This window comes from Sorangium sp. So ce145, assembly GCF_051525985.1.
GTDB classification, from domain to species: domain Bacteria; phylum Myxococcota_A; class Polyangia; order Polyangiales; family Polyangiaceae; genus Sorangium; species Sorangium cellulosum_B.
In genome coordinates, this window is the sequence record NZ_CP150315.1 from 1,886,309 (window position 1) to 1,911,373 (window position 25,065).

Here is a 25,065-nt window from a genome sequence, read left to right on the forward strand (position 1 = left end):
GCACTCTACTCCTCCTGTCCGCACGCGGCGCGCACGCGCGTCGCGAGCGGCGAGCCCGGGCTCTTCGCGAGCAGCCTCGCCGCGATCGCCCTGCCGGACGGCGCGCGGCCGGAGCGGCAGAGCGCGATCGCGCGCGACGCCTCGCGCTCGGTCGAGAGCACGCCCCTCGGGTACCGGCTGGCGTGCTCGTCGAGCTTCGAGAGCGCCTGCGCGAACTGGCCCGCCTGCAGCGCCTGCTGCGCGTCGCGGAGCAGCGCGATCTCCGCGTCGAGCCCCTCGGAGCCCTGCTTCGCGGCGGCCGCCGCCCGGGGCGTGCGCGACGCCGTCGCGCGCGCCGCGGCGGCCGCGCCCCCGGCGGCCGCCGCGGCGCTCGGCTCGGCGGGCGCGCCGGACGCCTCGGGAGCGTCGGCCTTGCTGGAGGCGCTCGCCTCGGCGGGCGCAGGCGTCCCGTCGCTCGGAGCGCTGGAGGGCGCGGCGCGCGCCGCTCGGGGCGCCTCGGCCGCGCCCGCCGCTTCCTCCCGCGCGCGTCGCGCATCGGGCGCCTCGCCCGGTGTCGGCAAGTAGAGCGCGGCCCCCGTCGCGAGGCCCACGACCAGCGCCGCCAGCCCGATCTTCATCGGGGCGCCGAGCAGCGTGATGGCCGCGCCTTTTGCGACCGCGGTGCTCGCGCTCGCGGCCATGCTCGCGGCGGCGGGGCCGACCGCGTGCGCGGCCGCGCCGGCGCTCGCGGAGCCGGCGGCTCCGGCGCTCTCGGCGCTCACGGCCACGGCCGTGGCCGTGGCCGCCGTCCCTGCGAGGCCGAGCCTCGCCCACACGGCCGCGCGCGTCCGACGTCTGTCGTCGTCGGTCGGCTCGTCCTCGTCACGAAGGGCGTTCAGGAGCGCTCGCTCCCCGGCCCCCAGCTCATCCATTGCGGCCTCCTCGGATCCTGGCGTGGTAGCGGTGCACCGCGTCGGAAAATGCCTGTCGAGCGGCCCTCAGCCGCGCATACACGGTGTTGACGTTCACCCCGATGCCCCGCGCGATCTCCGCCACCGGCATCTCTTCCAGCTCGGCGAGGAGGAGCACCACGCGCTTCTCCTCGTCGAGCGACGAGAGCAGCTCATGCGCGACGCGCGCGGCCTCCGCCCTCGTCATGGCCTCGTAGGGGCTGAGGTTGCTGGGCCCCGCGAGCAGCTCGGGATCCACGGTCTCTCCTGTCCCGCGGTGGGCGGGGCTCTTGCGGCGCAGCGATCGCCGGTGCGTCTGCACGACGTTCACGACGATCCCGAAGACCCAGGTCTTCAGCGACGAGCGGCCCAGGAACTCCGGGAGCCGCCGGTGCACGACGACGAACACCTCCTGGCAAACGTCCTCGTGCGCCGAGGCGTCCACGCCGAGCCGGCGCACGGTCCGCCAGACGAAGGGGAACATCTCCTCGTACACCTCGGCGAAGTCGAGCGGCGCGGCCTGCACGCCGGCCGCGGGGATGGCGGCCACCGCGCCGGCGGGCGGAGGTGTCGACGGAGCGACCGCCGCGCGGGCCGTCACGGGCTGCGCTCCTCCTCGCAGGGCCGCGAGACGTGGAGCTCGCCGAGCGCTGTGAGCTCGGCGCTCGCGGCGCCGCCCTCACCCGCGCCGCTCGTCTCGTGGAGATTTCCAGTGCTGCCGCCCGCGGTCGCCTCTGGGGGGAGCGTTTCCTCCACGCAAGCCGCGGAGAAGAGGATCCCGGGCAGGGGGCTGATACCGCAGCGGAGGGCTTGGCGAGCTCGGCGCATGGATCGAGGGGCTGGTGACCGGAGCCGCCGCGTTTCGTGAAGGAAAGTGGAGGGACGGGGGGCGACGTTCATCGGGCGGTCGTCGATGGGCTGGCGCTCCACGGCTCGCGGGCGGATCATCCGCTGCGGCGCACCGCGACCGACAGCGCGCACCTCCGCGCGCTTGACGGCCGCGAGGAGCGCATCGAGGAAGACCGGATGACACCCCCTCGCTGGCTTGCCGCGCTCGCGGCGCTCACCGTTCCATTGGCGGTCTCGGCGACGGCCTTGACCCAGGGCGACGCTCCCGTCCCGCCGCCGCCTCCTCCAGAGCCGCTCCCGTCTGCCTCCGCGCAGCCAGCACCGCCGCCGTCTCCTGCGCCGACACCGGTGCCGCCCGCGCCTGCGCCCGCACCAGCGCCAGCGCCCGCGCCGGCACCGGTGCAGCCGGCGCCCGCGCCGGCACCGGTGCAGCCGGCGCCCGCGCCGGCACCGGTGCAGCCGGCGCCCGCGCCTGCGCCGATTCCGGTGCAGCCGGCGCCCGCGCCTGCTCCCGCGCCTGCGCCGATTCCGGTGCAGCCTGCGCCTGCGCCTGCGCCCGCTCCCATGCCGTTCCCGCCGCCATCTCCCACGCCGGTGCCGCCTGCGCCGCGGCCTGCGCCCGCGCCGCGGTCGACTCCTGCGCCTGCACCGCCGCCCGCGCCAGCGCCTGCACCGCCGCCCGCGCCGCGGGCCGCGCCGGCCGCGCGCACGCCCGCTCCGGAGCCGCCGGCGCCGGTTCCGCCCGCTCCCGAGGAGAAACCGAAGGAGCCCGAGGACGACGAGAAGGACGGGATGCGCTTTCGTTTCGGTACGACGCTCGGCGGCGGGATCATCGAGTCACCCACGGGCGCGGGGGCCGTCTTCGCGCTCTCGGGCCGGCTCGGTGTCCAGGTCAACCATTATTTCGGGATATACTACCAGAACACGCCGATGGTGACGCTCACCCCCGAGAGCACCGAGAACAGCGCTGGATTCGACGCGGGGTTCATCGACTACAACTCGGTGCTCGCGGGCTTCACGCTGTTCCACTTCCTCGATCTCGGCGCGGGACCCTCCATGGATTACGTGGCCGTCGCGACCTGCGGCGCGGAGGTCCCGGAGGGCGGCATCCCGCTCCCGAGCGCCGGCTGTGAGAGCACGTCGGCCTGGTACTTCGGCGCTCACGCGCGGGGCGCCCTGATCCTCGGCGGCCTGGCCGGGAGCGGCGCGCGGCGGAGCGGCTTCGCCATCAGCGCGGATCTCCACCCGGTGTTCCTGCCAGAGGGGCCGACATTCACCTTCACGCTGGGCCTCGGCAGCGAGTGGTACTGAGACGAGCGGCGCGCCGGAGCGCGGCGCGCCGCCTCGCCGGTCGAGCCGCTCCGCTCGCCCGGCGCTCCGGGCAGCGGCGGGCAGCGGTTTGCGCGTCCGCTGGCCGAGTGCCCCTCGAGTGGAACCTTCGTTCCCCAGGTCACGAGAGGTCCTTGCAAATACGCCGAGTCGCAGGGGCCCTGCCTCACGTCTGCGCGGCGCTCGGCGCCAGCGCCTCTGCTGCGCGCCATCCGCTGTGATCCGCGACACCTCGGCCGTGCGACCGCGGCTCGCGAGGGTTGCTGTGTAGCGACCCGATGGACTACAATCCCGTTGTCGGGGCGATTGTTGGCGGGACACCGCACCGGAGAGATGGACGCCACGATCGTCCTGCGCCAGCAGGAGAGCGCCAGCGGCAGAGCGCCACGCGCCATCAGTAGAGCGCCAGCGGTACGCAAGCGGTAAGTAGATCGAGCGCGACGCGCGAGCTTTCGAGCTCGGTGGCAGGGAGCGAAGGCGCGCCCATGGATTCCGTAGTTTGTGCATGACAAGGTAAAATTACCGAACATCACGATGCACCATCGCTCACCATGTAGGTTGACGAGGCATGATGTGTCGCGCGAATCCAGGGCGCCATCTGCTGGTTTCTCGGAGGCGCCATCTCTTGCTTACGCGCTGCGGGAGGCATGCCGCTCCTGGGACGCGAGATCGAGCCCTGAGACCGAGGTGCGTGAGGAGCGTGTCAAGCGCTCGCCACGGTATTTGGCGTGCTCGGCAGCGCCGGCGTGGTCCTGCTGGCCGGCTTCTGGCGGGGGAGCGGCCGTCGGGTGTCGCCACCCTCTCCGGCGTCCCCCTTTCGCCAAGCTCGGTGGGACCGCGGGGGCGCCTCCCAGGGGGCGCTTGACAAAGAGGGTTGGCCATCGGCTACGCTCCCTACCCATGATGACCGGGAGGACATGAGCCTGGTGGAAACGAGCTGCAGGCGCTCCACGGGGGCACGGCGATCGGCGGTCGAGCGGGCCGTGGGGCACCTCGTGTGTCGGGCGCGAATCGCAACCCGGTGGGCATCATCGTGGGTGCCACGAAATAACCGCGCGGCTCCTCCGGTTCGGCACGGGGGATCTCGCTCACTCCTCAGGACTCTCGCCGAGCGCGCTTGGCCCGACAGGACCGGAGTTCCGCTTCACCGGGGGCTCCGCTCGACGCGCGCGCCGGCGGCCCTGGTCGCGGCGGCTCTGCTCATCGGGTGCTGTCTTCTGCTGCTCAGCCCGCCTATCACGGCTGGGCCCGTTGCCACGCTCTATGTGTATGCGGTGACACCGCTCCGCGCTCGCGCCCTCGAGCAGAAGATCGAGGAGTCGATGCCCGGCGTCGATGTCACCGTGTTCGGAAAGTTGAGCGATTTCAAAGCCGCGCTCGAGTCGAGCCCGCCCGACGCGGCCCTCTCGCCAAAGCCGGTCCTGGCTTCGCTCAATCGGACCGCCGACATCCAGGGCATGAAGGCGGGGAGCGACGCGGAGCAGTACCTCCTGGTCTCGACGAGGGCGCTGACCAAGGAGATGCTCTCCGGTCTCAGATACGGGATCGTCGATCTGGTCGAACGGAAATCGCTCCCTAAGTTCGTCGCCGGGCTGCTGGGTGTGAGCACCGCGCCCGAGGTCCAGCGCGTCACGAAGATCGAAGATCTTCTGCAGCTGCTCCAGTTCCAGACGGCTGATGCGGTCCTCCTCCCCGAGCGATTTCGTTCTGACTTCGAGTCGAGAAGCAAGATGACGTTCACGATCCTCAGCCTCTCGACGGCGAAGGTCGGGCTGGTGGCGGTCACGTTCCTGAGCGAGCGCCAGCCGGTGGAGGGCGCGATCCGGAGGCTTCCGAAACACGTGCTGGCCGATCTGGGGGTTGACGAATGGAAGTAAGGTCGACGCGTCCCCTCTCTCGGCGCTCGCTGCTGCGGGCCTCCGCCCTCGCGGGGCTCGTGCTGTCCCTGAGCTGTTCGTCGGGCCCGGCGACACCCGTCGCCAGCGACCCGGCGCCGACGCTCAAGCCGCCGCCTCCGGACGCGAGGCCCGTCATCTCCGTCATCGCCCCCTCGGATCCGCAGCTCGACGACATGCTGAGATCGCTCCGCGTCGAGCTGTCCGGGGAACACCGTGTCATCATCTCGCTGCTGCGCAGCGAGGAGTCGAGCCCCGACCTCGTGGCGCGGATCGTCGCCCGCGATCGCCCGCAGGCTGTGGTGCTGGTCAACAACTCGACCGTGCTCCTGTATCGCGAGTGGGCGCGCACCGTCCCGACCCCGCCGGTCGCGCTGATCCTGATGGCGTCCTTCGCCGAGGAGCTCCAGCGCACCGTCCCCAACTCGGTCGCCATCTCCTACGAGGTGCCGGCGGTCACGGCCATGGTGGGCCTGCGGACGCTGGGCCTCGACGCTCATCGGGTCGGCGTCGTCTACCGCCGGGGCTTCGCGGACCACATCGCGCGACAGGAAGCGCTCATGCACGTCGAGAAGCTGACCTTCGTCAAGGAGGAGCTCTCGAACAAGCCACGGGCGCAGGACCTCCGCGCCGCGCTCGTGAACCTCCAGCGGGCGAAGGTCGACGCGATCTGGCTGCCGAACGACAATGGCCTCCTGAGCCCGAGGTTCTTGACCAACGTCTGGCTGCCCTACGTGGACCGGCTCGGCGCGCCGGTGGTCGTGGCCGTGCGTTCGCTCGTGAACGAGCACGCGGAGTTCGGGACGTTCGCTGCCATCCCCGACACCCAGGCGCTCGCGGTGCAAGCGGCGGATCTCCTCTACGAGCTCGCGGACGCCGACTGGAAGCTCCGGTCGTCGGGCGTCCGCCTGCCCATCTCGGTGAAACGCCTGGTCGACGTGAGGCTCGCGCGGCGCTTCGGCCTGAATTCCAGTCAGTTCGGCCAGGTTGACTTTCTCATCGGTAGGTGAGCGTGTATCGGGGGAAATGGAGGCGCCGTGCGATTACCTTTCCAACCGGGCACATGGTCACGATGCGACGGGCGAGCTCGAACCATCGAGCTCCCGGGCTCGCCTGCCATCTGCTCGTCGCATGGAGAGCGTCGCACGCGTAGCTGCCGTCCCTGGAGCGCGCCGTCATGATCCGGGTGCTCGTGATCGATGACGACGAGATCGCTCGCGAGGCGATGCGCGCCGTCCTGGTCAGGGCCGGCTTCGATGTGGTCGAGCTCGCCACGCCCATCGGCGCGACGGCCGTCATCAAGCGAGACAAGATCTCCGTGGTCGCGCTCGACATCAACATGCCGACCATCAACGGCGACAAGCTGGCGAAGCTGCTCCGCGACAACGCGCAGCTCTCGAACCTGGGTATCGTCCTCGTCTCCAGCTGTGATATCGACAAGCTGAGCGCGATCGGCGAGAAGGTCGGCGCCGACGGCATCGTCTCGAAGGCGAAGCTGCACGTCGCGCTGGCGCCGGCGGTCGAGCGCGCGGTGGCCGCGCGCGCCGGGAAGACCAGCCCGCCGCCGCCTTCGTCTGCGGGGTCTTCCGCGGCGTCGTCCTCCTCTAACCCGCCGCCCTCGATGAGGCGTCCAAAGTAGAGTGCATGGCAACCCCGAACACCCACGGCTCGCTCCGCATCAAGCTGCTGCGCCTGATCCTGGGCGCGCTGCTGCTGCTCGGGGGCACCACGCTGCTCGCGAGCGGCGCGCTCATCTATTCGACGGATCGCGCGGTCCAGGCCAAGCGTGAGCAGGAGCTCCTGAGCGGTCTGGAAGAGAAGGCGCGCCTGCTCGGCTTCAATCAGGCGCTGGCCTTGCGCAGCCTGGTGGCGGACAACCTCTTCGGGGATGTCAAGGCGCTCATTCACCAGACCGTCTCGGAGAACAACGACATCGCCTACGGGGTGTTCTTCGACGCGGAGAACCGGGTCTGGGCGGCGAGCGGCCTGGCCAGGGTGCCCGCCTCGAAGGACGCGCTCGGCCCGGCGGCGCCGAACTTCACCGCGGCGGACCTGGAGTCCCTCGGGATCAGCACAGCGCACCAGTCCCGGCTCGCGCTGCGGCGGCGGCAGAACCCCCTGGGCGGGGAGGACGTCCTCGAGGTCGCGGCCCCGGTCCTCTCGGAGGGGGCCCACGCCGGGACCGTGATCTACGGCATCAGCACGAGGAGCGTCGTCGAGCGCATGGTCCAGGCCCGGGACCTCGCCGCGAACCGGCTCGTGACCACGCTCGGCCTGATCGTGGCGCTGATCCTCGGCAGCGGGGCGGCCAGCTATTTCCTCGTCAAGCGGGTCGCAGTCCACATCACCGAGCCGCTGCTCGCGCTGCGCACGGCGGCGGGGGCCATCGCCACCGGGCTCCGATCGAGCGCGCCGCCGACCGAATCGCCGATCGCGGATCGGAAGAAGTGGGAGCGCGTGCAGATCACGAGCGGCGACGAGCTCGAGCTGCTCGGATCGGCCTTCAACAGCATGGTCGAGGCGAACGAGCAGGCGTTCGAGGAGCTGCGCGTGAAGACCGAGCAGGCGCTCGAGGCGTCCCGGATGAAGAGCGAGTTCCTCGCCAACATGAGCCACGAGATCCGGACGCCGATGAACGGGATCCTCGGGGTCATCCGGCTCATGCAGAACCAGTCGCTCGACGGCAAGATGCGGCGTTACGTGGAGACCGTCGACGCCTCCGCCAACACGTTGATGTCGATCATCAACGACGTGCTCGACTTCTCGAAGCTCGAGGCCGGCAAGTACGTGGCGCAGCACGTCTCCTTCGATCTGCGCCTCGTCATCCAGGAGGTCGCGGAGCTGATGGCGAGCCAGGCGCACGAGAAGGGCCTCGAGCTCGTGTACCGCGTCGAGCGCCGCGTCCCCACGGGCGTCGTGGGCGATCCCGACCGGTTCCGCCAGGTGCTCACCAACCTGGTCGGCAACGCGATCAAGTTCACCGATCGCGGAGAGGTGCTGATCGACGCCTCGACCTCTCAGCAGGACAAGGCCACGGCGCTCATCAAGCTCGCCGTGGTGGACACCGGCCCCGGCATCGCGCCCGACGACCAGAAGAAGCTCTTCGCCGCCTTCTCGCAGGTGGACGGCTCGCTGGTCCGCAAGCACGGCGGCACGGGCCTCGGGCTCGCGATCAGCAAGCGCCTCGTCGAGGTCATGGGCGGCGAGGTCGGCCTCGACAGCACGCCGGGGCAGGGCAGCCGGTTCTGGTTCACGATCAGGGTCGGCGTCACGGCCGGAGGCGAGCAGATCCGCTCCGCCGAGTGGGCGAGCGGGCGCCGCGCGCTCGTGGTGGAGAACAGCAGGAGCTGGCGCGACGTCGTGGTGGAGCACCTGGTGGCCTGGGGCTTCGACGCCGAGTCCGCGGCCTCCGGGAGGGACGCGATCAACCGGCTCGAGCTCGCGGTGCTGGAGAAGCGGCCGTTCAGCGCCGCCGTCGTCGGTGTCCAGATGGACGACCTCGGCCTCGAGGAGTTCCTCAGGACCATCCAGTCGGTCCCGGCGCTGCAGACGTTGCCCGTGGTGGCGCTCTATCACATGGGATCGAGCGTGACGTTGAGCGGGATGGACTCCAGCATGGTCACGCAGCTCCCCAAGCCGCTCCGCGTCTCCGAGCTGTACAACACGCTGCAGAGCGCGCTCACGGGCGCCTCGACCCCGCCGCCCAGCAAGCCCGGCGCGGAGCCGGGTAAGATCGCGAGCAAGCTCCCCGTGCTGGTCGTCGATGACAACGAGATCAACCGCTACGTGGCGATGGAGCAGGTCGAGCAGCTGGGGCTGCGCGTGGAGACCGCGTGCAACGGCCAGGAGGCGCTCGAGTGCGTCAAGCGAAAGCGGTACGTCGCCGTGCTCATGGATTGCCAGATGCCCGTGATGGACGGGTACACCGCCACCCAGGAGATCCGCGCCTGGGAGCGCTCGAGGAATCGCCACACGGTGATCATCGCGCTGACGGCGCACGCGCTCGTCGGCGAGCGGGATCGGGTGCTCGCGGCGGGGATGGACGACTATCTTGCCAAGCCGGTGCGCCCTCAATCTCTGCAGAAGACGTTGTGGCGGCACGTGGTCCTGAGCCGGGACGAGCCTGGGTCGTCGCCGTCTCCCTCCGTCCCCGAGCTGGAGGCGGCGCGCGTGCCGGTGCTCGACCCGGAGGTCCCGCGCTCGCGGAAGCTGATCGAGCTCGTCCTCAAGAACGTGCCGGCGCAGCTCGACGGCCTGGAGGCGGTCATCCGGAGCGCGGTGGCTGCAGAGATCAAGGCGAACGCTCACAAGCTGAAGGGCAGCATGCTCTCGATCGGCGCGTCGCGCGTCGCGGAGCTGGCGGAGAAGATGCAGCTCGCCGCGGGCCAAGGTGATCTGCCGCAGGCGGGCGATCTCGCGCGGCTACGTGACGAGTTCGACTCCGTGAGCGCTGCGCTGAAGGAGGAGCTCGCCGCGACCGCCAAGGCGACGTGACGATCGCGCCGAATGCGCCGAATCGACGATGGACGAATGTCTGGAGCCCACTGAACCCGCATGATGCTTGCCTCACTCGAAACCCGGTGGATGGTTGCGCTGGTGATCGCCTCGATCCCCGGTCTCGCATGGGCCCAGCCGACGACCGCGACGGCGCCGGGAGCGCCGAAGGTGGTGGGGGGTGAGCGCCGGAACGACGCGCTCGAGGATGTCGACCTCCTGAGGCTGCTCGACGTCGAGGTGTCCACTGCCACCAAGACGCTGGAGACCCTCGACGACGCGCCCGCCATCATGACGGCGATCACCGCGGAAGAGATCCAGCGCTGGGGATACACGAGCGTCGGCGAGGTGCTGGAGCACGTCGTCGGGTTCTATCTCATCGACGACCACATCCTGCCGAACGCCGGCGTGCAGGGGATGACGGGCGGGCTGGGGGCCGAGAGCGGCGGGATCAAGGTGATGATCAACGGGCGATCGGCGGCGTTCCGGACCACCAGCGGCAACTGGCTGGGCACGGAGCTGATCCCGCTGTCGGCCATCAAGCAGATCGAGATCGTCCGTGGTCCGGCATCGGCGCTCTATGGCGCCGATGCGTTCCTCGGGGTCGTCAACATCATCACCCTCGATCCGGAGGACATCCCCTTCGTCGACGGCACGGTGCAGGTCGGCGTGACGAAGGACCACCCGCGCGGCCGTTTCGACATCGTGGGCGGCATGTTCACCGACCGCTTCGAGATGATGCTGACGGCCGCGGGGGAGCTCGATGATCGGAGTGGCCTGGAGATGCCTAACCAGTCCCCGGCGCCCCTCATCCCGCCCTACAACGCGGGGCGCCTGGACGCCCAGAACCTCGAGCGCATGTCGGGGGTCGTCGGGGCGCGGCTCGGGTATCGCCATCCCGAGCGCGGGCACCACCTCGTGCTCAGCGCGTACTGGTCAGGTCTCCGGCGCGGCGGGGATTTTGCGCAATGGGCACAGCTCACCGGCGGGACGGACGACGAGGGGAACCGCGCCGGCACGGTGATCAGCCTCCAGCAGCGTCGCGTGGCGGTCGACGGGCTTTACCAGCTGAACCGGGAGCTCGCGTTCGCGGTGCAGGGGATGTACTTCCAGGGTGGCGTCCTGCCGGACGACCGCATCGACGTCGCCGGCGGCTGGTACTACATCGAGCGGCGCATGGCGTATCGCGGCGTGGACGCGAGCGTCGAGGCCCGGTGGATGCCGTGGGACCGATTCAACCTGATATTGAATCTGGAGTCCGTCTACGACAAGGAGGACATGCCGTCCTTCCGCCGGGTCACCAAGGAAACGAAGCAGTCCTTCGGCTCGCCGGAGCGGGAGCAGCAATCGGCCGAGCTGGTCGACGTCGGGGCGCTCCTTAGCGCCAACCTCAAGGTGCTCGATCCGTGGCTGAAGGTCACGGGCGGGCTCCGCTACGATCACCACAGCAAGTATGGCAATCAGCTGACCGGTCGGTTCGGGGCGACCTCGCACCTGGGAAAGACGGTCGTGGCCAAGCTGCTGTACGGCAGCGCCTTCAAGGCGCCGTCCCCGTATTTGCTCTTCGCCGAGCCCCTCGTGCCGGGCGACGTGATCGGGAACGCGCGCCTGTCGCCTCAGCTCATCCACACCGTGGACGCGGAGCTGACGTGGAGGCCTGCTGTCTGGGCCTCGGCGAGCACGGGGGTGTCGTACAGCCTCTTGAACGACAAGGCGGAGTTCGTTCCGCGGGGCATCAACCAGACGGCCCTGAACATCGCCAGCCAGAAGTCCTTGATCTGGGCGACCCGCGCCGAGCTGCGGCACGGCGACGCCTTCGGGGGCTACGGGTCGTTCGAGACCGTGCACTCCACCCGGGACTCCGGCCAGGTGGGGTACCAGGCGGATCTGGTCGGCTCGTCGATGGTCGCCTACCCGAGCTGGATCGCCCGCGCCGGCGCCTATGTGAAGCTGCCGTCGCCGAGCTCCGTGCCGCTGGAGCTCTCGACGCAAGGGATCCTCGTCGGGCCCCGGCAGTCCGCGGAGGCGAGCACCCTGGAGGCCGGCGGCGCGTTCGAGCTGCCCACGTACCTCAAGTGGAACGCCAGCCTGGTCGCGCGCAACCTGTGGATCATCCCGGGGCACGAGACGACCCTGGCCGTGCGCGCCAAGAACATCCTCGGCACCTTCGGCCCGGATCCCGGGTTCTCGGGCTTCGAGTACCCGCTGGCGCCGCGCGAGATCTTCTTCGAGCTGCGGCACCGTTACTAAGCTGCACCGCTCTATAGCGGGGAGCGGATTCGTGGGATACGGGCTCAGCCGCCAGGTAGCTCTACTGCGGGAAGTCGCCCCGGATCAGCAGAAAAACCGCCAAGGACGCCAAGGGGAGCGGGGAGAGGGGGCCGTCCGGGCATCCCCCTATCCCCCGGTTTTCTTGGCGCCCTTGGCGGCTTGGCGGTTCGCTTCCCTGGCCGACTTCCCGCAGTAGAGGTAGGCGAGCCCGTAGCGCACGAACGGGCCCCCCGCTCTAGCTCACTGCTGGACCATACACTTGGCGTCAAAGGGGTCGCCATCGACGAACTGGTCGCCCTGGATGGTCCACTTTTGCATGATGTGATTCTGGCTCGCCCCGTAAGTGTCGAACTCGTATTCGGCGGCCGCCCCGATGTAGCGGAGCGGGGTCCCCGCGCGGAGCTTGGCCATCGCGGCGCTCAGATCCCACCACAAGGCCACGTCGTTCTTGGGGTCGTTGAGCTCGAGGATCTTCTGCCGCAGCTCAAGTCCGGACGTGATGATCTGCCCGGTGGTCGCGTAGCCGTACACGAGGCCCATCGCGATGAGGACGACGCCGTCGTAATAGAAGTGCGCCGCGGGGAACGGCACCTCGTGGTTCCACCGGCGGGAGAAGTGATAGGCGAAGGCGTCGGCGTTCCAGTGCGTGCAGCTGAGCGCCTCCCCGGTTGGGTCGTTGGGGTTGGGGCTGCACTCGCTCCGCAGGCTGAGCGAGGGCGAAATCCCATAGGAGTTGTCATCGAGGGTGCCTTGAGGGATGTTGGCGAGGAACACCTCGGTGTGCAATGCAGGGCCGAGGAGCCACCTGCCCGGACGCCCGTGGACGGTCCATTCGGTCACGATGGTCGAGGCGGCGGCGGGATAGGCGGCCAGCAGCGTGCGGCCGGCCGGCGCCCGCTCCGGGTCGTCCAGGTTGAAGGCGGCTTCGATCTTGCGCTCGTACGTAGGCTGCCCCGACGTGAACGTCACCGAGGGGAGGATCCTGCCCTGAAGCGCCGCGAAATGGGTCGTGAACTCGGTGCTGACGCCGGCGTTGTAGTCGTCCCGCGCGGAGAGGCTATTGGCGGTGCGGACGCCATCGCGAACGATGGTCTTCGCGAGCGCGCAGCCGACGGCGAACGGGGAAGGGGCGAGCCTCATCTTGCCGCCCACCTCCTCACGGCGCGCGATGGAGGGCGCGGCATAACCCGGCAGCATGTGGAGGAGGTCGTCCTTCTTCACCCAGAACGCGATCTCGCGGGCGAGCTCGTTCTCTTCGGGCCCTACCAGGTAGTCGACACCATCCGTGTAGATCAGCGAGAGCAGCTGGTCGAGCCCGCGCTCCTGGTTCGGGTGGCTGTCGTGGTTCGAGTGGCTGTCCTGGTTCGAGTGGCTGTCCCGGCTCACGATGTCGAACGGCCTCCCTTCGAGCCCGCCCGCCGCGGTCAGGTCTTCGACCGCGAGCAACATGGCTTGCTCGAGGTTGCGGCCGATGGCCGACTCGCTCCCGGAGAAGGGGAGGAGGGCCCCGATCTTGATGGCGTTCTCGGGCTCATCGGGCTCATCGGGCGCCATCAACGAGCAGGACGCCGAGAGCAGGGACGCGAGTCCCACAATCAGCCCGGTCTCCATACAGCGCATGCGTCGCCTGCGAGCACCCAGCCACGCGCCGGCTCGATGGAGGCAGTCCCGAACGGTAGGCATCCCAGTGTACATGGTTGTCCTTCGAGACGATGACATCGCATTAAGGACGGAGCTGTCAAGGGCCGTGGGTGCGATGCGCACCACAAGGTTCGCTGTTTGCGCTCTGCGATCGATGACCGCCGAGCGCGGCTGTCGGGCCGTGGTGAGCGCGTGACCGAGAGAGAGGGACCCAGGTGGGGCGCCGGCCGCGGCGTCGTGCCGTGGGCGGCGCCCGGGTTGCGCCCCCGGTCGGATTGTGATGGACGCCCGCCGCTCCTCCGCGAAACCTTTGCGGACCGCCCGTGTCCAAGGAGACGTGATGCCCTCCCACCTTCGCTCGCACTTCGCCTTCAACGCCCTCGCCGCCGCGCTCGGGCTCTCCCTCGCGGCCTGCGCCGGGGCGCCTCCGCCCGCGCCGAACGCGCCGGTTTCGCCGGGGGACGGCCGCCCGGCGACCCCGCCGCCGGCGCCGCTCCCGGAGGAAGAGGCCTTCGCCGTCCACGGCACGCTCAAGGACGAGTGGCTCCCGATCCTGAAGCCGGCGCCCTTCGATCCGAAGGCCGCGCTGGTCCCCCCGGCGCCGGCCGGCGTGCCCGCCGCGCCGCGCGCCTGCGAGGCGTTCGTGCGGCGCGCCGCCGTCGCGCCGGCGCAGCCCTGCGGCGACGCGCAGGGCGCGATCGAGGCGCTCGACGCCGCGCTCGCCGAGGACGACGCGGCGAAGCGCGACGCGCGGCTCGCGGGCGCCGAGGCGTGCGCGGGCCTCGAGGCGGGCCTCGCGCGCGCGCTCCGGGCCGAGCTCGCGCCCATCACCTGCGGCGACGCCATCGCCGCGCCGCTCCTCGAAGCGCCGCCCGCCGCGCTCCGGGGCGACCTCTACCAGGTGCTGCTCGGCCTGACGCTCTCCGCCCGGCTCGCGCGCACCGCGACCGAGCCGCCCACGCTGCGGCCGCCCTACGATGTCCAGCGCGTCCTCGCGTTCACCAAGGGGCCGCTCTTCGCGTGGGTGACGGAGCAGGCCCGGGCGATCGAGGATCTCGGGCGGCGCGGCGTCGAGCTTCCGTTCTACGCGAAGGGCATCGTCGCCGTGGAGTCCGGGCGGGCGGACATGCGGCTCGTCGAGGCGGTCCGGTCCGCGCCGCTGCCGGACGCCATGCGGAAGGACGCGGAGCTCGCCAACGTCTATTACGGCGAGCTCGATCAGCTGCTCGATCCCTGGAAGGCCCGCGGCCGTGACGCCGCGCTCGTCGGCCTGCGCGAGCTCTCGTCGGTCGGCGTCCTCCGCGACGCCCGCGTCGACGGCGCGCGCGAGATGCTCTCCCGTCTCTACGGCGGCCGGCGCGTCGACGCGCTGGACGCGCTGGAGCTGCCGCCGCTTCCGGCGGGTGCTCCCCCGTCGTCGGCCGTCGAGCGGCTCGCGGCCCGGCTGCCGACGTACTACGCGGGCCGCCTGATCGCGCCCGAGGCGGCGGCGCGGCCCGAGCTGCTGCGCGTCCTGCTCGACCGGGGCGTCCCGCTCCAGCACCGCGCGGCGCTGCGCGCCGCGCAGCTCTCGCCCGAGTCGAGGCTGCTCTATGCGAGGGCGCGGCTCGAGCTCGGCCGGCTGTACTGGCGGGCCGTGGACTTCGATCAGGCGACCGCGCTGCTCGCGGCGTGGCCCAAGGACACCCCGCGCCCCGCCGAGGCGACGGCGCTGCTCGCGGTCGCGCTCGGCCTGCGCAACGGCCCCGAGGACGCGGCGCTCATGATGCGGCGCGCGCCGCTCGCGGGCCTCGGCCTGGGCGACCTCGCGGCGCTCGACTGGGTGGCCCGCGCGAAGCCCGCCTCGGCGTACGCGGGCATCGCGGCGTATGACGCGGCGCTCATCAAGCAGATCGCCGCCCCGCAGGGCGCGGAAGCGAGCTACTGGTCCGACGTGGCGGCGCGCTTCCGCGAGGCGCAGGCGCTCCTGACGGGGCCGCTGTCGAAGTCGGCGGAGGAGAGGGCGCGGGCGGCCGACGAGATCGCGCGGGCGGCGCGGTAGCGGCGGCGCGCTGCTAGAGCGACGGTCACCCGCTTCGGATACGGGCCCACCTCGGCGTTTTCGGTGCTCAGCGCACTGGAGTGCGCTTGCGCGCCGAAAACGCCGATCTGGACCCGTCTCCTGTGCGGGAGACCGCCGCTCTGCTCTGCGTGTAGCAGAGGTGGGCGGAAACCGCTGTAGATCGGCCGCTTCGCGAGCCCGCCGGTGCCGGTGCCGGCCGCCCTACCCGAAGCGCCGGCGCTGCCAGCGGTCTACGGATCGATGAGCCAAGGACCACCCGCGCCGCCCGCGCCGCCGTTGGCGCCGCCGTCGCCGCCGCCGTCGCCGCCGCCGTCGCCGCCGTTGCCGCCGTCGCCGCCCGCGCCGCCCGCGCCGCCCGCGCCGCCCGCGCCGCCCGCGCCGCCGGTGCCGCCCGCGCCGCCGGTGCCGCCCGCGCCGCCCGCGCCGCCGGTGCCGCCCGCGCCGCCCGCGCCGCCGGTGCCGCCCGCGCCGCCCGCGCCGCCGGTGCCGCCCGAGCCGCCCGCGCCGCCGGGGTCCACGTACGGGCCCGGGTCGATCAGACCGCCGCCGATCGCAGCCAGATCATAGATGAGGTCGGTATCGAAATAGACCCCGATCGGCCTGTAAGCGATGCCAGAGCCCACGATGGCGGTCTCCGCTGCATGGGTCTCCCAGTTCCAGCCGACGGTGCTGACGATATCCCAGGTGTATTGCTGGTAGACCGGATAGGCCGAGACCCGCGCGAGCGCGGCCGTGGGCACGAACAGGACCGAGGTCGCGTCGAGCGCGACGGTCGCGCTCACGTCGAAGCCGACCGCCCTGGTGATCTGCTCGTCCGACGGCACGCAATCCTCCAGCGGGTCCGGTGTGGGCTGGGCGCCCGAGGACGTGTCGCCGCCCGACGTGGCCGAGGAAGGCTGAGGACCCCAGGTGCCGCCGCCCGGCATGCCCGGCGCGGGCTGATAGCTCCAGCCGCCGCCGCTGCCCGGCATTCCCGTCGATGGCAGAGGGCCCCAGGTGTCGTCGCCGCCCGGTTGGCCGCCCGGCAACCCCGGGATGGGCTGGAAGAACCCGAACGGCGCGTCCTCCGAGAGCGCCGGAAAGGGCCAGAGGTCGTTGGGTGCGCGACTGTCCCGCGCGCCCGCCACGGGCCGGGGCGGGGGCAGCCTGGGCGCGGTGGTGCTCAGCACGCGCACCGCCGGCGTGACGCTCGCCGACACGGAGACGCTGAGGGTCCGCGGGCCGAACCCCTCCGCCACGCGGAGCAAATGGGCGGCGTCCTCCCAGTGGAACGTCTCCGGTAGAACGAGGACGTTCGTGATCGTCTGACCAAAACACAGGCGCTGCCGGGCCTCGCCGACCCCGGCTCGCACCCCGCTGTCCGCGCGCTCGGGCACCTCGGACGCCTCGCGCGGGCTCACGCAAGTGATGGATGGAACGAGCAGAATCGCCGTGCCGAGCACGCGCTTCACGTCAGGAACGAACATGTTCACTCCCCTGGGTTGCAGTCGAAGCAGCGACGGACGGAGCCGATCAGGCGTGGAGAGCGCATAGGAACCGATCGTCGCTCTCGGCGTCCTGGTGTCCCGGGAGGCCTCTTCTTCCGAGAGAGCGTCGATCGGAGTCCGGTAGCCAGCCCGTGAACGCTGTGAGCGCAGGAGTCCGGTGCGACCAGCTCGATGAGCATAGAAGGCCTATGCGGTGCCGATGCATGCAAGAAGCGGGGAGCGGCCGGGAGAGGACGGGGGTGGGCGCCGCGCGGAGGGGCGGCGCGCGGGGCGGGCTCCGCATGTCGTTGTCCTCGATGTGCGTGTGGGCGGCGTCGGCGTGGGCGGCGGCCACGCCCTGCTGCTGGATCCACGGTACGCGGGGATGACGAAGAGTGGAGGCCTGTTCTGCATGAGGCGCGCGAAGCCAGGCCCGCCGGCGTCGAGGAGCCGTCAAGAGGCGGTCGGGCACCGTCAAGAGATCGTCAACCCGCTCGCAGGTGCGGGGGGAAGGCCGAGCGGCGGGCTCCCGCCGTCTTGATACTTTCTTGACGAGGGGCCCCCTCGGTTTGACGGTCCCTTGACCCGCGCGGAACTACGTTCTGTCCCGCTCGGCCGGCGCGGGCGCCGCGGCGTCTGCGGCGTCCGATGGCCCCGATGAGGTCGCCATGGACATGGTCTACCTGGGACTGACGGTCACCTGTTTTTTGCTGTTTGCAGGGCTCATCCAGCTCTGTGAAAGGGTCTGAGCGCCATGATCGCGTTCACCTGGATCTCGGGCGCACTCGCCCTGGGGCTCCTGTTTTACCTGATCTTCGCCCTCCTCAAGCCGGAGCGCCTGTCATGACCGCCAGCGGCGCGCTTCAACCAGCGCTCTACCTCGCCGTCCTCATCGGCCTCTCCGTCCCGCTCGGCACGTACATGGCGCGGGTCTACCAGGGCGAGCGCGGCCTCATGGCCAGCGTCCTCGGGCCGCTCGAGCGGCTCGCCTACCGCGCCGCGGGCGTGCGTCCCGATCAGGAGATGCGCTGGAAGGACTACGCCTTCGCGGTGCTCGCGTTCAACCTGGCCGGGCTCCTCGTCCTCTATGCCCTCCAGCGACTCCAGGGCGTCCTCCCGCTGAACCCCGAAGGCATGGCCGCCGTTCCGCCCGATCTCGCGTTCAACACGGCAGCGAGCTTCGCCTCCAACACGAACTGGCAGGCGTACGGCGGCGAGTCGACGCTGAGCTATCTCACGCAGATGGCCGGGCTCGGGGTGCAGAACTTCGTGTCCGCCGCGACCGGAATGGCCGTGCTCGTCGCGCTGATCCGCGGGATCACGCGGAAGACGGCGGATACCGTCGGGAGCTTCTGGGTCGATCTCGTCCGGAGCACCCTTTACATCCTCCTGCCGCTCTCGCTCCTGCTCGCAGTCCTCCTCGTGTCCCAGGGGGTCGTGCAGGGCTTCGGCGGGCACCAGAGCGCGTCGCTGCTCCAGGCCGTCAAGGACCAGGGCGGCAGCGCGGTCGTCGAGCAGGTGATCCCGATGGGGCCAGCGGCCTCGCAGATCGCGATCAAGCAGCTCGGGACGAACGGCGGCGGGTTCTTCAACGTGAACTCGGCGCACCCGCTCGAGAACCCGACGGCCCTCTCGAACTTCCTCGAGATGCTCGCGATCCTGCTCATCCCCGCCGCGCTGTGCCACACGTTCGGCAGGATGGTGGGCGACAGGCGCCAGGGCTGGGCCGTCCTCGCCGCGATGACGGCCATCTTCGCCGTCCTCCTCGTCGCGTGCGTCGCCTCGGAGCAGGCGGGCAACCCTGCGCTCTCCGCCCTGGGCGTCGATCAGGCGGCGAGCGCGCTCCAGGCAGGCGGCAACATGGAAGGGAAGGAGGCGCGCTTCGGCATCACCAGCTCCGCCCTCTGGGCGACCGCCACCACGGCGGCCTCGAACGGCTCCGTCAACGCGATGCACGACTCCTTCACGCCCCTCGGCGGGCTCGTGCCCCTCTGGCTCATGCAGCTCGGCGAGGTGGTCTTCGGCGGCGTCGGCTCCGGCCTCTACGGCATGCTGATGTTCGTCGTCATCGCCGTCTTCGTGGCCGGCCTGATGGTGGGGCGCACGCCGGAGTACCTGGGCAAGAAGATCGAGGCGTTCGAGATGAAGATGGCGTCCCTGGTCGTGCTCTTTCCGGCGATCACGGTCCTCGTCGGCACCGCGATCGCCGTGATGACCGAGGGAGGGCAGAAGGGCGTCTTCAACCCGGGGCCGCATGGGTTCAGCGAGGTGCTCTATGCGTTCTCGTCCGGCGCGAACAACAACGGCAGCGCCTTCGGCGGCCTCGGCGCGAACAGCCCCTTCTACAACACCGCCATCGGCGTCGCGATGCTCGTCGGCCGCTACGCGGTGATCGTCCCCGTGCTCGCGCTGGCGGGCTCGCTCGCGCGGAAGAAGCTCGTGCCGGCCGGCCCGGGCACGCTGCCCACGCACACGCCGCTGTTCGTCGGGCTCCTGACGGGCACCGTGCTGCTCGTCGGAGCGCTCACGTTCGTCCCCGCGCTCGCGCTCGGTCCGGTCGTCGAGCACCTGGAGATGACGCGATGACCATGAACCTTCACACGACCGGGATCGCCAGGGCCAAGCCCGGGGCCCCCGCGCCCCCGCCCCCCGAGCTGTCGCCGCCGCCGAGGCCGCGCCACCCGTCCCGCGACGTGGAGGGGAAGAAGACCGCGGCGAGGCCGCTCTTCGACCCGGCGATCGTCAAGCCGGCGATCGTCGCGGCGTTCCGCAAGCTCGACCCGCGCCACCAGGCGCGCAACCCGGTGATGTTCGTTGTCCTCGCCGGGAGCGCGCTCACCACGGCCCTGTTCGTGCACGCGCTCTTGAGCGAGCGCGAGGGCGAGGAGCCCGCCGGGTTCATCCTCGCCGTCTCCCTCTGGCTCTGGTTCACCGTGCTCTTCGCGAACTTCGCGGAGGCCGTGGCCGAGGGGCGCGGCAAGGCGCAGGCCGACACGCTCCGCAAGGCGCGGCGCGACGTCGAGGCCGTGAAGCTCGCCCGCCCGGAGCGCGACGCGGAGCGGGTCGCCGTGCCCGCGTCGAGCCTCCGGAGGGGAGACCTCGTGCTCGTCGAGGCGGGCGCGATCATCCCCGGTGACGGCGATGTCGTCGTCGGCGTCGCGTCCGTCGACGAGAGCGCCGTCACGGGCGAGAGCGCCCCGGTGGTGCGGGAGAGCGGCGGCGACCGGAGCGCCGTCACGGGCGGGACGCGCGTCCTCTCCGACTGGCTCATCCTCCGCATCTCCGCGAACCCCGGCGAGGCGTTCCTCGACCGGATGATCTCGATGGTCGAAGGGGCGAAGCGCAAGAAGACGCCGAACGAGATCGCGCTCGACATCCTGCTCGCCGCGCTCACGATCGTGTTCCTCCTCGCGACCGTGACGCTGCTGCCGTACTCGGTCTTCAGCGTGCGGGCGGCAGGGCAGGGGACCCCGATCAGCATCACCGTGCTCACGGCGCTGCTCGTGTGCCTGATCCCGACGACGATCGGCGGGCTCCTCTCGGCGATCGGCATCGCCGGGATGGACCGCATGATCCAGGCGAACGTCATCGCCATGTCGGGCCGCGCGGTCGAGGCCGCCGGCGACGTGGACGTGCTGCTGCTCGACAAGACCGGCACGATCACGCTCGGCAGCCGGCAGGCGACGGCGCTCCTCCCGACGGACGGGGTCGAGGCCAGGGCGCTCGCCGACGCCGCGCAGCTCGCGTCGCTCGCCGACGAGACCCCCGAGGGGCGCAGCGTCGTCGTGCTCGCCAAGGAGAAGTACGGCCTGCGCGAGCGCGATCTCTCGGCCCTCGGCGCCCGCTTCGTCCCCTTCTCCGCGCAGACCCGGATGAGCGGCGTCGACAGCGGCGCGCGCGAGATCCGGAAGGGCGCCTTCGATGCGATCGAGGCCTACGTCAAGGAGAAGGGCGGAGCGGTCCCGTCTGCGGTGCGGGCGGCGACGGAGGCCATCGCCCGGAAGGGCGGCACGCCGCTCGTGGTCGCCGAGGGCGGCGAGGTGCTGGGCGTCATCCACCTCAAGGACATCGTGAAGGGCGGCATCAAGGAGCGCTTCGGCGACCTCCGGCGCATGGGGATCAAGACGGTGATGATCACGGGCGACAACCCGCTCACCGCCGCGGCCATCGCCGCCGAGGCCGGCGTCGACGATTTCCTGGCGCAGGCCACGCCCGAGGCGAAGCTGAAGATGATCCGCGATTACCAGGCGGGCGGCCGGCTCGTCGCCATGACCGGCGACGGGACGAACGACGCCCCCGCGCTGGCGCAGGCGGACGTCGCGGTCGCCATGAACACGGGCACCCAGGCCGCGAAGGAGGCCGGGAACATGGTCGACCTCGACTCCAACCCGACCAAGCTCATCGAGATCGTCGAGATCGGCAAGCAGCTCCTGATGACGCGGGGCGCGCTCACGACCTTCAGCCTGGCGAACGACGTCGCGAAGTACTTCGCCATCATCCCGGCGGCCTTCGTCTCGACGTACCCTGCGCTCGGGCGGCTCAACGTGATGGGGCTCGCCACGCCGCGGAGCGCCGTGCTCTCCGCGGTGATCTTCAACGCGCTGATCATCGTCGCGCTCATCCCGCTCGCGCTCCGGGGCATCCGCTACCGGTCCGTCGGCGCGGAGCGGATGCTCCGCAGGAACCTGCTCGTCTACGGCGCCGGCGGGCTCATCGTGCCGTTCGTGGGGATCAAAGGGATCGATCTCCTCCTCTCCGCCCTCGGCCTCGCCTGAGGTCCCAAGGAAAGAACACCATGCTCGCGCACCTGCGACCCGCCCTCGTCCTGCTCCTCGTCCTCACCGGCCTCACGGGGTTCGCCTACCCGCTGCTCTCGACCGCCATCGCGCAGGCCGCGTTCCCCCATCAGGCGAACGGCAGCCTCGTGCGGAAGGACGGCCGCGTGGTCGGATCGACCCTGCTCGGCCAACCGTTCGAGGACCCGCGCTACTTCTGGGGGCGGCCCTCGGCGACGAGCCCTGTGCCCTACGCGGGGCAGGCCTCCGCCGGGAGCAACCTCGGGCCCACGAACCCCGCCTTGGCCGAGGCGGTCAAGGCCCGGGTCGACGCGCTCCGCGCCGCGGATCCCGAGGGCGCCGCGCCGGTGCCGGTCGACCTGGTGACGGCCTCCGGCAGCGGCCTCGATCCCCACATCAGCCCCGCGGGGGCGGAGCACCAGGTGCGGCGCGTGGCGCGGGCGCGCGGCCTCTCCGAAGCCGAGGTGCGCCGGTTCGTCGCGCGGCACACCGAGGGGCGCCTGCTCGGGCTCCTCGGCGAGCCCCACGTGAACGTGCTCCTCCTGAACCTCGCCCTCGACGGCGCCCGCTGAGGAGAGCGCGAGGTGGCGGACGCAAGCGACGAACGGCCGGATCCCGAGGCGCTGCTCGCCGCGGCCCGCGAGGAGGAGGAGCGCGGGAAGATAGGCAAGCTCAAGATCTTCTTCGGCGCCGCGCCCGGCGTCGGCAAGACGTACGCGATGCTGGAGGCGGCGCGGTCGCTCCGCGGGGAGGCGGTCGACGTCGTCGTCGGCTGGGTCGAGACGCACGGCCGCGCCGAGACGGAGGCGCTCCTCGACGAGCCCCCGCCGCTGCCGCGCCTGCCGGCTGTCGAGGTCGAGCACCGCGGCAGGACGCTGCGCGAGTTCGACCTCGAGGCCGCGCTGAAGCGCCGGCCGAAGCTCCTCGTCGTCGACGAGCTCGCGCACACGAACGCGCCGGGGCTCAGGCACCCGAAGCGCTGGCAGGACGTCATGGACCTGCTCGACGCCGGGATCGACGTCCACACCACCGTCAACGTCCAGCACATCGAGAGCCTGAACGACGTGGTGGCCCAGGTGACCGGCGTCGTGGTCCGGGAGACGGTGCCCGACTCGATGATCGAGCGCGCCGACGAGATCGAGCTCATCGACCTTCCCCCGGACGACCTCCTCGAGCGGCTGCGCGAAGGCAAGGTCTACCTCTCGGAGCAGATCGAACGCGCGGCGAGCAACTTTTTCCGCAAGGGCAACCTCATCGCCCTGCGCGAGCTCGCCCTGCGGCGCACCGCCGAGCGCGTCGACGATCAGATGCGCGGCTACATGCGCGCCCACGGGATCCAGAAGACGTGGGCCGTCGCCGAGCGGATCGTCGTCTGCGTCGGCCCGAGCCCCATGTCGGCGCGGCTCATCCGGGCGACGCGGCGGATGGCCGGCGGCCTGAAGGCGGAGTGGCACGCGGTCTACGTGCAGACGCCGGCCCAGGCGCGGCTGTCCGAGGCCGATCGCGAGCGGGTCGACCGGAACCTCGCGCTCGCCGAGCGCCTCGGCGCCACCACGGTCCAGCTCCACGGCGCGGAGGTCGCCGGGGAGGTGCTGCGGTACGCCAGGCAGCACAACGTCAACAAGATCGTCGTCGGCAAGCCGACCCACCCCCGCTGGAAGGATCTCATCTACGGCTCGCTGCTCGACGATCTCGTGCGGCAGAGCGGCGACATCGACGTCCACGTCATCCAGGGGGCGGCGGAGGCGGCGAAGCCGGAGCCCGGGGCGCCGGAGCGGCGCGGGCTCCGGCCGCTGGCCTACGCCTGGGGCGCGTGCGCGGCCGTGATCTGCACGCTGGTCTCGTGGCTCATGCACCCGTTCTCCGACCTGGCGAACCTGATCATGGTGTACCTGCTCGGGGTCGTCTTCGTCGCGAGCCGCTTCGGCGCCGGGCCCTCGGTGCTCGCGTCGGTGCTCGGCGTCGCGGCCTTCGATTTCTTCTTCGTAAGGCCGTACCTGACCTTCGCGGTCGGGGACCTCCGTTACCTCGTCACGTTCGCCATCATGCTGGGCGTGGGCCTCGTCATTGCCAGCCTCACCGCGCGCATCCGCGGCCAGGCCGAGAGCGCCAGCGAGCGCGAGCAGCGCACCGCGGCGCTCTACGCGATGAGCCGGGAGCTGGCCGCCCTGCGCGGGATCGACGAGCTCAGCCTGTCCGCCGCGCGCCATGTCCGCGAGGTCTTCGGGGCCGACGCCGTCGTCCTCCTGCCCGGCGCCGACGGCCGCCTCGCCGCCCGGGCGGGCACGGCCGAGGATCTGGTCGCGGGGGAGCGGGAGCGGGCGGTCGCGGAGTGGGCGTATGCGCGCGGCAAGGCCGCGGGCGCCGGCACCGACACCCTCCCGAGCGCGAGCGCGATGCACCTGCCGCTCCAGGGCTCCGCCGGGCCGATCGGCGTCCTCAGCGTCCGCCCGAGCCGACCGTGGCCGTTCCTCGACCTGAGCCGGCGCGAGCTGCTCGGCGCCTTCGCCACGCAGACGGCGCTCGCGCTGGAGCGCGCCCTGCTCGCGAGGCAGGCCCAGCGCGCCCGGCTGGAGGCGCAGGCGGAGGAGCTCCGCAACGCGCTTCTGAGCTCCGTCTCGCACGATCTGCGCACGCCGCTCGCCACCATCACGGGCGCGGCGGGGGCGCTGCTCGATGACGGCAACGACGGGGCGGCGCTCGACCTGGCCGCTCGCCGCGATCTGACGCAGACGGTGCTGGAGGAGGCGCAGCGGCTCGAGCGCCTCGTGCGCAACCTGCTGGACATGACGCGGCTCGAGTCCGGGGCGCTCGCGGTCAGGAAGGAGTGGCTGCCGCTGGAGGAGGTCGTCGGGGCTGCGCTGAACCGGGTCGAGGAGCACCTTCGAGGCCGGGAGGTCTCGATCGAGCTCGACCGGGCGACGGAGCTCGTCCCGATGGATGGTGTGCTGATCGAGCAGGTGCTCATCAACCTGCTCGAGAATGCGCTCAAGTACTCGCCCGCCGGCAGCCCGATCGGGATCCGGGGGTTCACCGAGGGGAACGTGGCCACGCTCGAGATCAACGATCGTGGTCCGGGCATACCGCCCGGCGAGGAGGAGGCCATCTTCGAGAAGTTCTACCGGGGGCGCGGCCACACGCAGCGGGGCATCGGCCTCGGCCTCACGATCTGCCGTGGCATCGTGACCGCGCACGGCGGGCGGATCGCGGCGGAGAACCGGCCTCACGGGGGCGCGGCCTTCCGCGTGACGCTGCCCATCGAGGGCCGCCCGCCGAACCTCGCGCGCCCGGAGCTGCCGGCGGCGGCGGGCGCTTGATAACGTGGCTGGGCGA

At 71.3% G+C, this 25,065-nt stretch carries 17 protein-coding genes; 12 read left to right on the forward strand and 5 right to left on the reverse strand.

What is annotated here, in order from left to right; translation table 11 throughout:
- Positions 1 to 5: 5 nt before the first annotated feature.
- From WMF34_RS07115 to WMF34_RS07125, 3 genes are read right to left on the reverse strand one after another with little or no spacing between them, the layout of a single operon-like run.
- A complete protein-coding gene (locus WMF34_RS07115) occupies positions 6 to 911 on the reverse strand; it encodes a hypothetical protein (protein ID WP_437992820.1) in 906 nt (301 codons plus the stop codon).
- A complete protein-coding gene (locus WMF34_RS07120) occupies positions 904 to 1,530 on the reverse strand; it encodes an RNA polymerase sigma factor (protein ID WP_012233975.1) in 627 nt (208 codons plus the stop codon). The genes WMF34_RS07115 and WMF34_RS07120 overlap by 8 nt, the downstream gene beginning before the upstream one ends.
- Positions 1,527 to 1,685: a hypothetical protein gene (locus WMF34_RS07125; RefSeq protein WP_437992821.1), complete on the reverse strand. Its 159-nt coding sequence runs from the start codon at positions 1,683 to 1,685 to the stop codon at positions 1,527 to 1,529. Before WMF34_RS07125 ends, WMF34_RS07120 begins: the two co-directional genes overlap by 4 nt.
- A gap of 108 nt (positions 1,686 to 1,793) precedes the next feature.
- On the opposite strand from WMF34_RS07125, the gene WMF34_RS07130 reads away from it, so the two are divergent.
- The 6 genes from WMF34_RS07130 to WMF34_RS07155 all read left to right on the forward strand — a co-directional run bounded on the left by WMF34_RS07130 (position 1,794) and on the right by WMF34_RS07155 (position 11,746).
- On the forward strand, positions 1,794 to 3,089 hold the full coding sequence (locus WMF34_RS07130) for a hypothetical protein (protein ID WP_437992822.1): 1,296 nt from the start codon (positions 1,794 to 1,796) through the stop codon (positions 3,087 to 3,089).
- 1,292 nt (positions 3,090 to 4,381) lie between these two features.
- Positions 4,382 to 4,984 carry a hypothetical protein gene (locus WMF34_RS07135; RefSeq protein ID WP_437992823.1) on the forward strand — a complete coding sequence of 201 codons (603 nt, stop codon included), beginning with the start codon at positions 4,382 to 4,384 and terminating at the stop codon, positions 4,982 to 4,984.
- The gene (locus tag WMF34_RS07140; RefSeq protein WP_012233979.1) at positions 4,975 to 6,012 is read left to right on the forward strand and encodes a hypothetical protein; all 1,038 of its coding nucleotides are present in this window, start codon (positions 4,975 to 4,977) and stop codon (positions 6,010 to 6,012) included. The genes WMF34_RS07135 and WMF34_RS07140 overlap by 10 nt, the downstream gene beginning before the upstream one ends.
- A 167-nt stretch (positions 6,013 to 6,179) precedes the next feature.
- A complete protein-coding gene (locus tag WMF34_RS07145; RefSeq protein WP_012233980.1) occupies positions 6,180 to 6,641 on the forward strand; it encodes a response regulator in 462 nt (153 codons plus the stop codon).
- 5 nt (positions 6,642 to 6,646) lie between these two features.
- Positions 6,647 to 9,496: a response regulator gene (locus WMF34_RS07150; RefSeq protein WP_437992824.1), complete on the forward strand. Its 2,850-nt coding sequence runs from the start codon at positions 6,647 to 6,649 to the stop codon at positions 9,494 to 9,496.
- Between the two features lie 102 nt (positions 9,497 to 9,598).
- Positions 9,599 to 11,746 (forward strand): TonB-dependent receptor plug domain-containing protein, encoded by a 2,148-nt coding sequence (locus WMF34_RS07155; RefSeq protein ID WP_231864725.1) that lies wholly within the window; start codon positions 9,599 to 9,601, stop codon positions 11,744 to 11,746.
- Between the two features lie 261 nt (positions 11,747 to 12,007).
- Here WMF34_RS07155 and WMF34_RS07160 read toward each other — a convergent pair whose 3' ends face one another.
- A complete protein-coding gene (locus WMF34_RS07160) occupies positions 12,008 to 13,360 on the reverse strand; it encodes an ABC transporter substrate-binding protein (RefSeq protein ID WP_437992825.1) in 1,353 nt (450 codons plus the stop codon).
- A 388-nt stretch (positions 13,361 to 13,748) separates the two neighbouring features.
- On the opposite strand from WMF34_RS07160, the gene WMF34_RS07165 reads away from it, so the two are divergent.
- Positions 13,749 to 15,449: a hypothetical protein gene (locus WMF34_RS07165; RefSeq protein WP_437992826.1), complete on the forward strand. Its 1,701-nt coding sequence runs from the start codon at positions 13,749 to 13,751 to the stop codon at positions 15,447 to 15,449.
- A gap of 251 nt (positions 15,450 to 15,700) precedes the next feature.
- Here the strand turns inward: WMF34_RS07165 and WMF34_RS07170 are convergent, their stop codons facing one another.
- Positions 15,701 to 16,936: a hypothetical protein gene (locus WMF34_RS07170; RefSeq protein WP_437992827.1), complete on the reverse strand. Its 1,236-nt coding sequence runs from the start codon at positions 16,934 to 16,936 to the stop codon at positions 15,701 to 15,703.
- Between the two features lie 754 nt (positions 16,937 to 17,690).
- Between WMF34_RS07170 and kdpF the strand changes: the two genes are divergently transcribed.
- The 5 genes from kdpF to WMF34_RS07195 are packed head-to-tail and all read left to right on the forward strand — an operon-like array spanning position 17,691 to position 25,049.
- Complete coding sequence (gene kdpF, locus WMF34_RS07175; RefSeq protein ID WP_012233986.1) at positions 17,691 to 17,783, forward strand: K(+)-transporting ATPase subunit F; 93 nt, start codon at positions 17,691 to 17,693, stop codon at positions 17,781 to 17,783.
- Positions 17,780 to 19,522 carry a potassium-transporting ATPase subunit KdpA gene (gene kdpA / locus WMF34_RS07180; RefSeq protein WP_437992828.1) on the forward strand — a complete coding sequence of 581 codons (1,743 nt, stop codon included), beginning with the start codon at positions 17,780 to 17,782 and terminating at the stop codon, positions 19,520 to 19,522. The genes kdpF and kdpA overlap by 4 nt, the downstream gene beginning before the upstream one ends.
- The gene (kdpB, locus tag WMF34_RS07185; RefSeq protein ID WP_437992829.1) at positions 19,519 to 21,711 is read left to right on the forward strand and encodes a potassium-transporting ATPase subunit KdpB; all 2,193 of its coding nucleotides are present in this window, start codon (positions 19,519 to 19,521) and stop codon (positions 21,709 to 21,711) included. The genes kdpA and kdpB overlap by 4 nt, the downstream gene beginning before the upstream one ends.
- A 20-nt stretch (positions 21,712 to 21,731) precedes the next feature.
- Positions 21,732 to 22,304 carry a potassium-transporting ATPase subunit KdpC gene (kdpC, locus tag WMF34_RS07190; protein WP_437992830.1) on the forward strand — a complete coding sequence of 191 codons (573 nt, stop codon included), beginning with the start codon at positions 21,732 to 21,734 and terminating at the stop codon, positions 22,302 to 22,304.
- Positions 22,305 to 22,316: 12 nt separating this feature from the next.
- Positions 22,317 to 25,049, forward strand: coding sequence for a DUF4118 domain-containing protein (locus tag WMF34_RS07195; protein WP_437992831.1), 2,733 nt, complete (start codon positions 22,317 to 22,319; stop codon positions 25,047 to 25,049).
- The last annotated feature ends 16 nt before the right edge of the window (positions 25,050 to 25,065 follow it).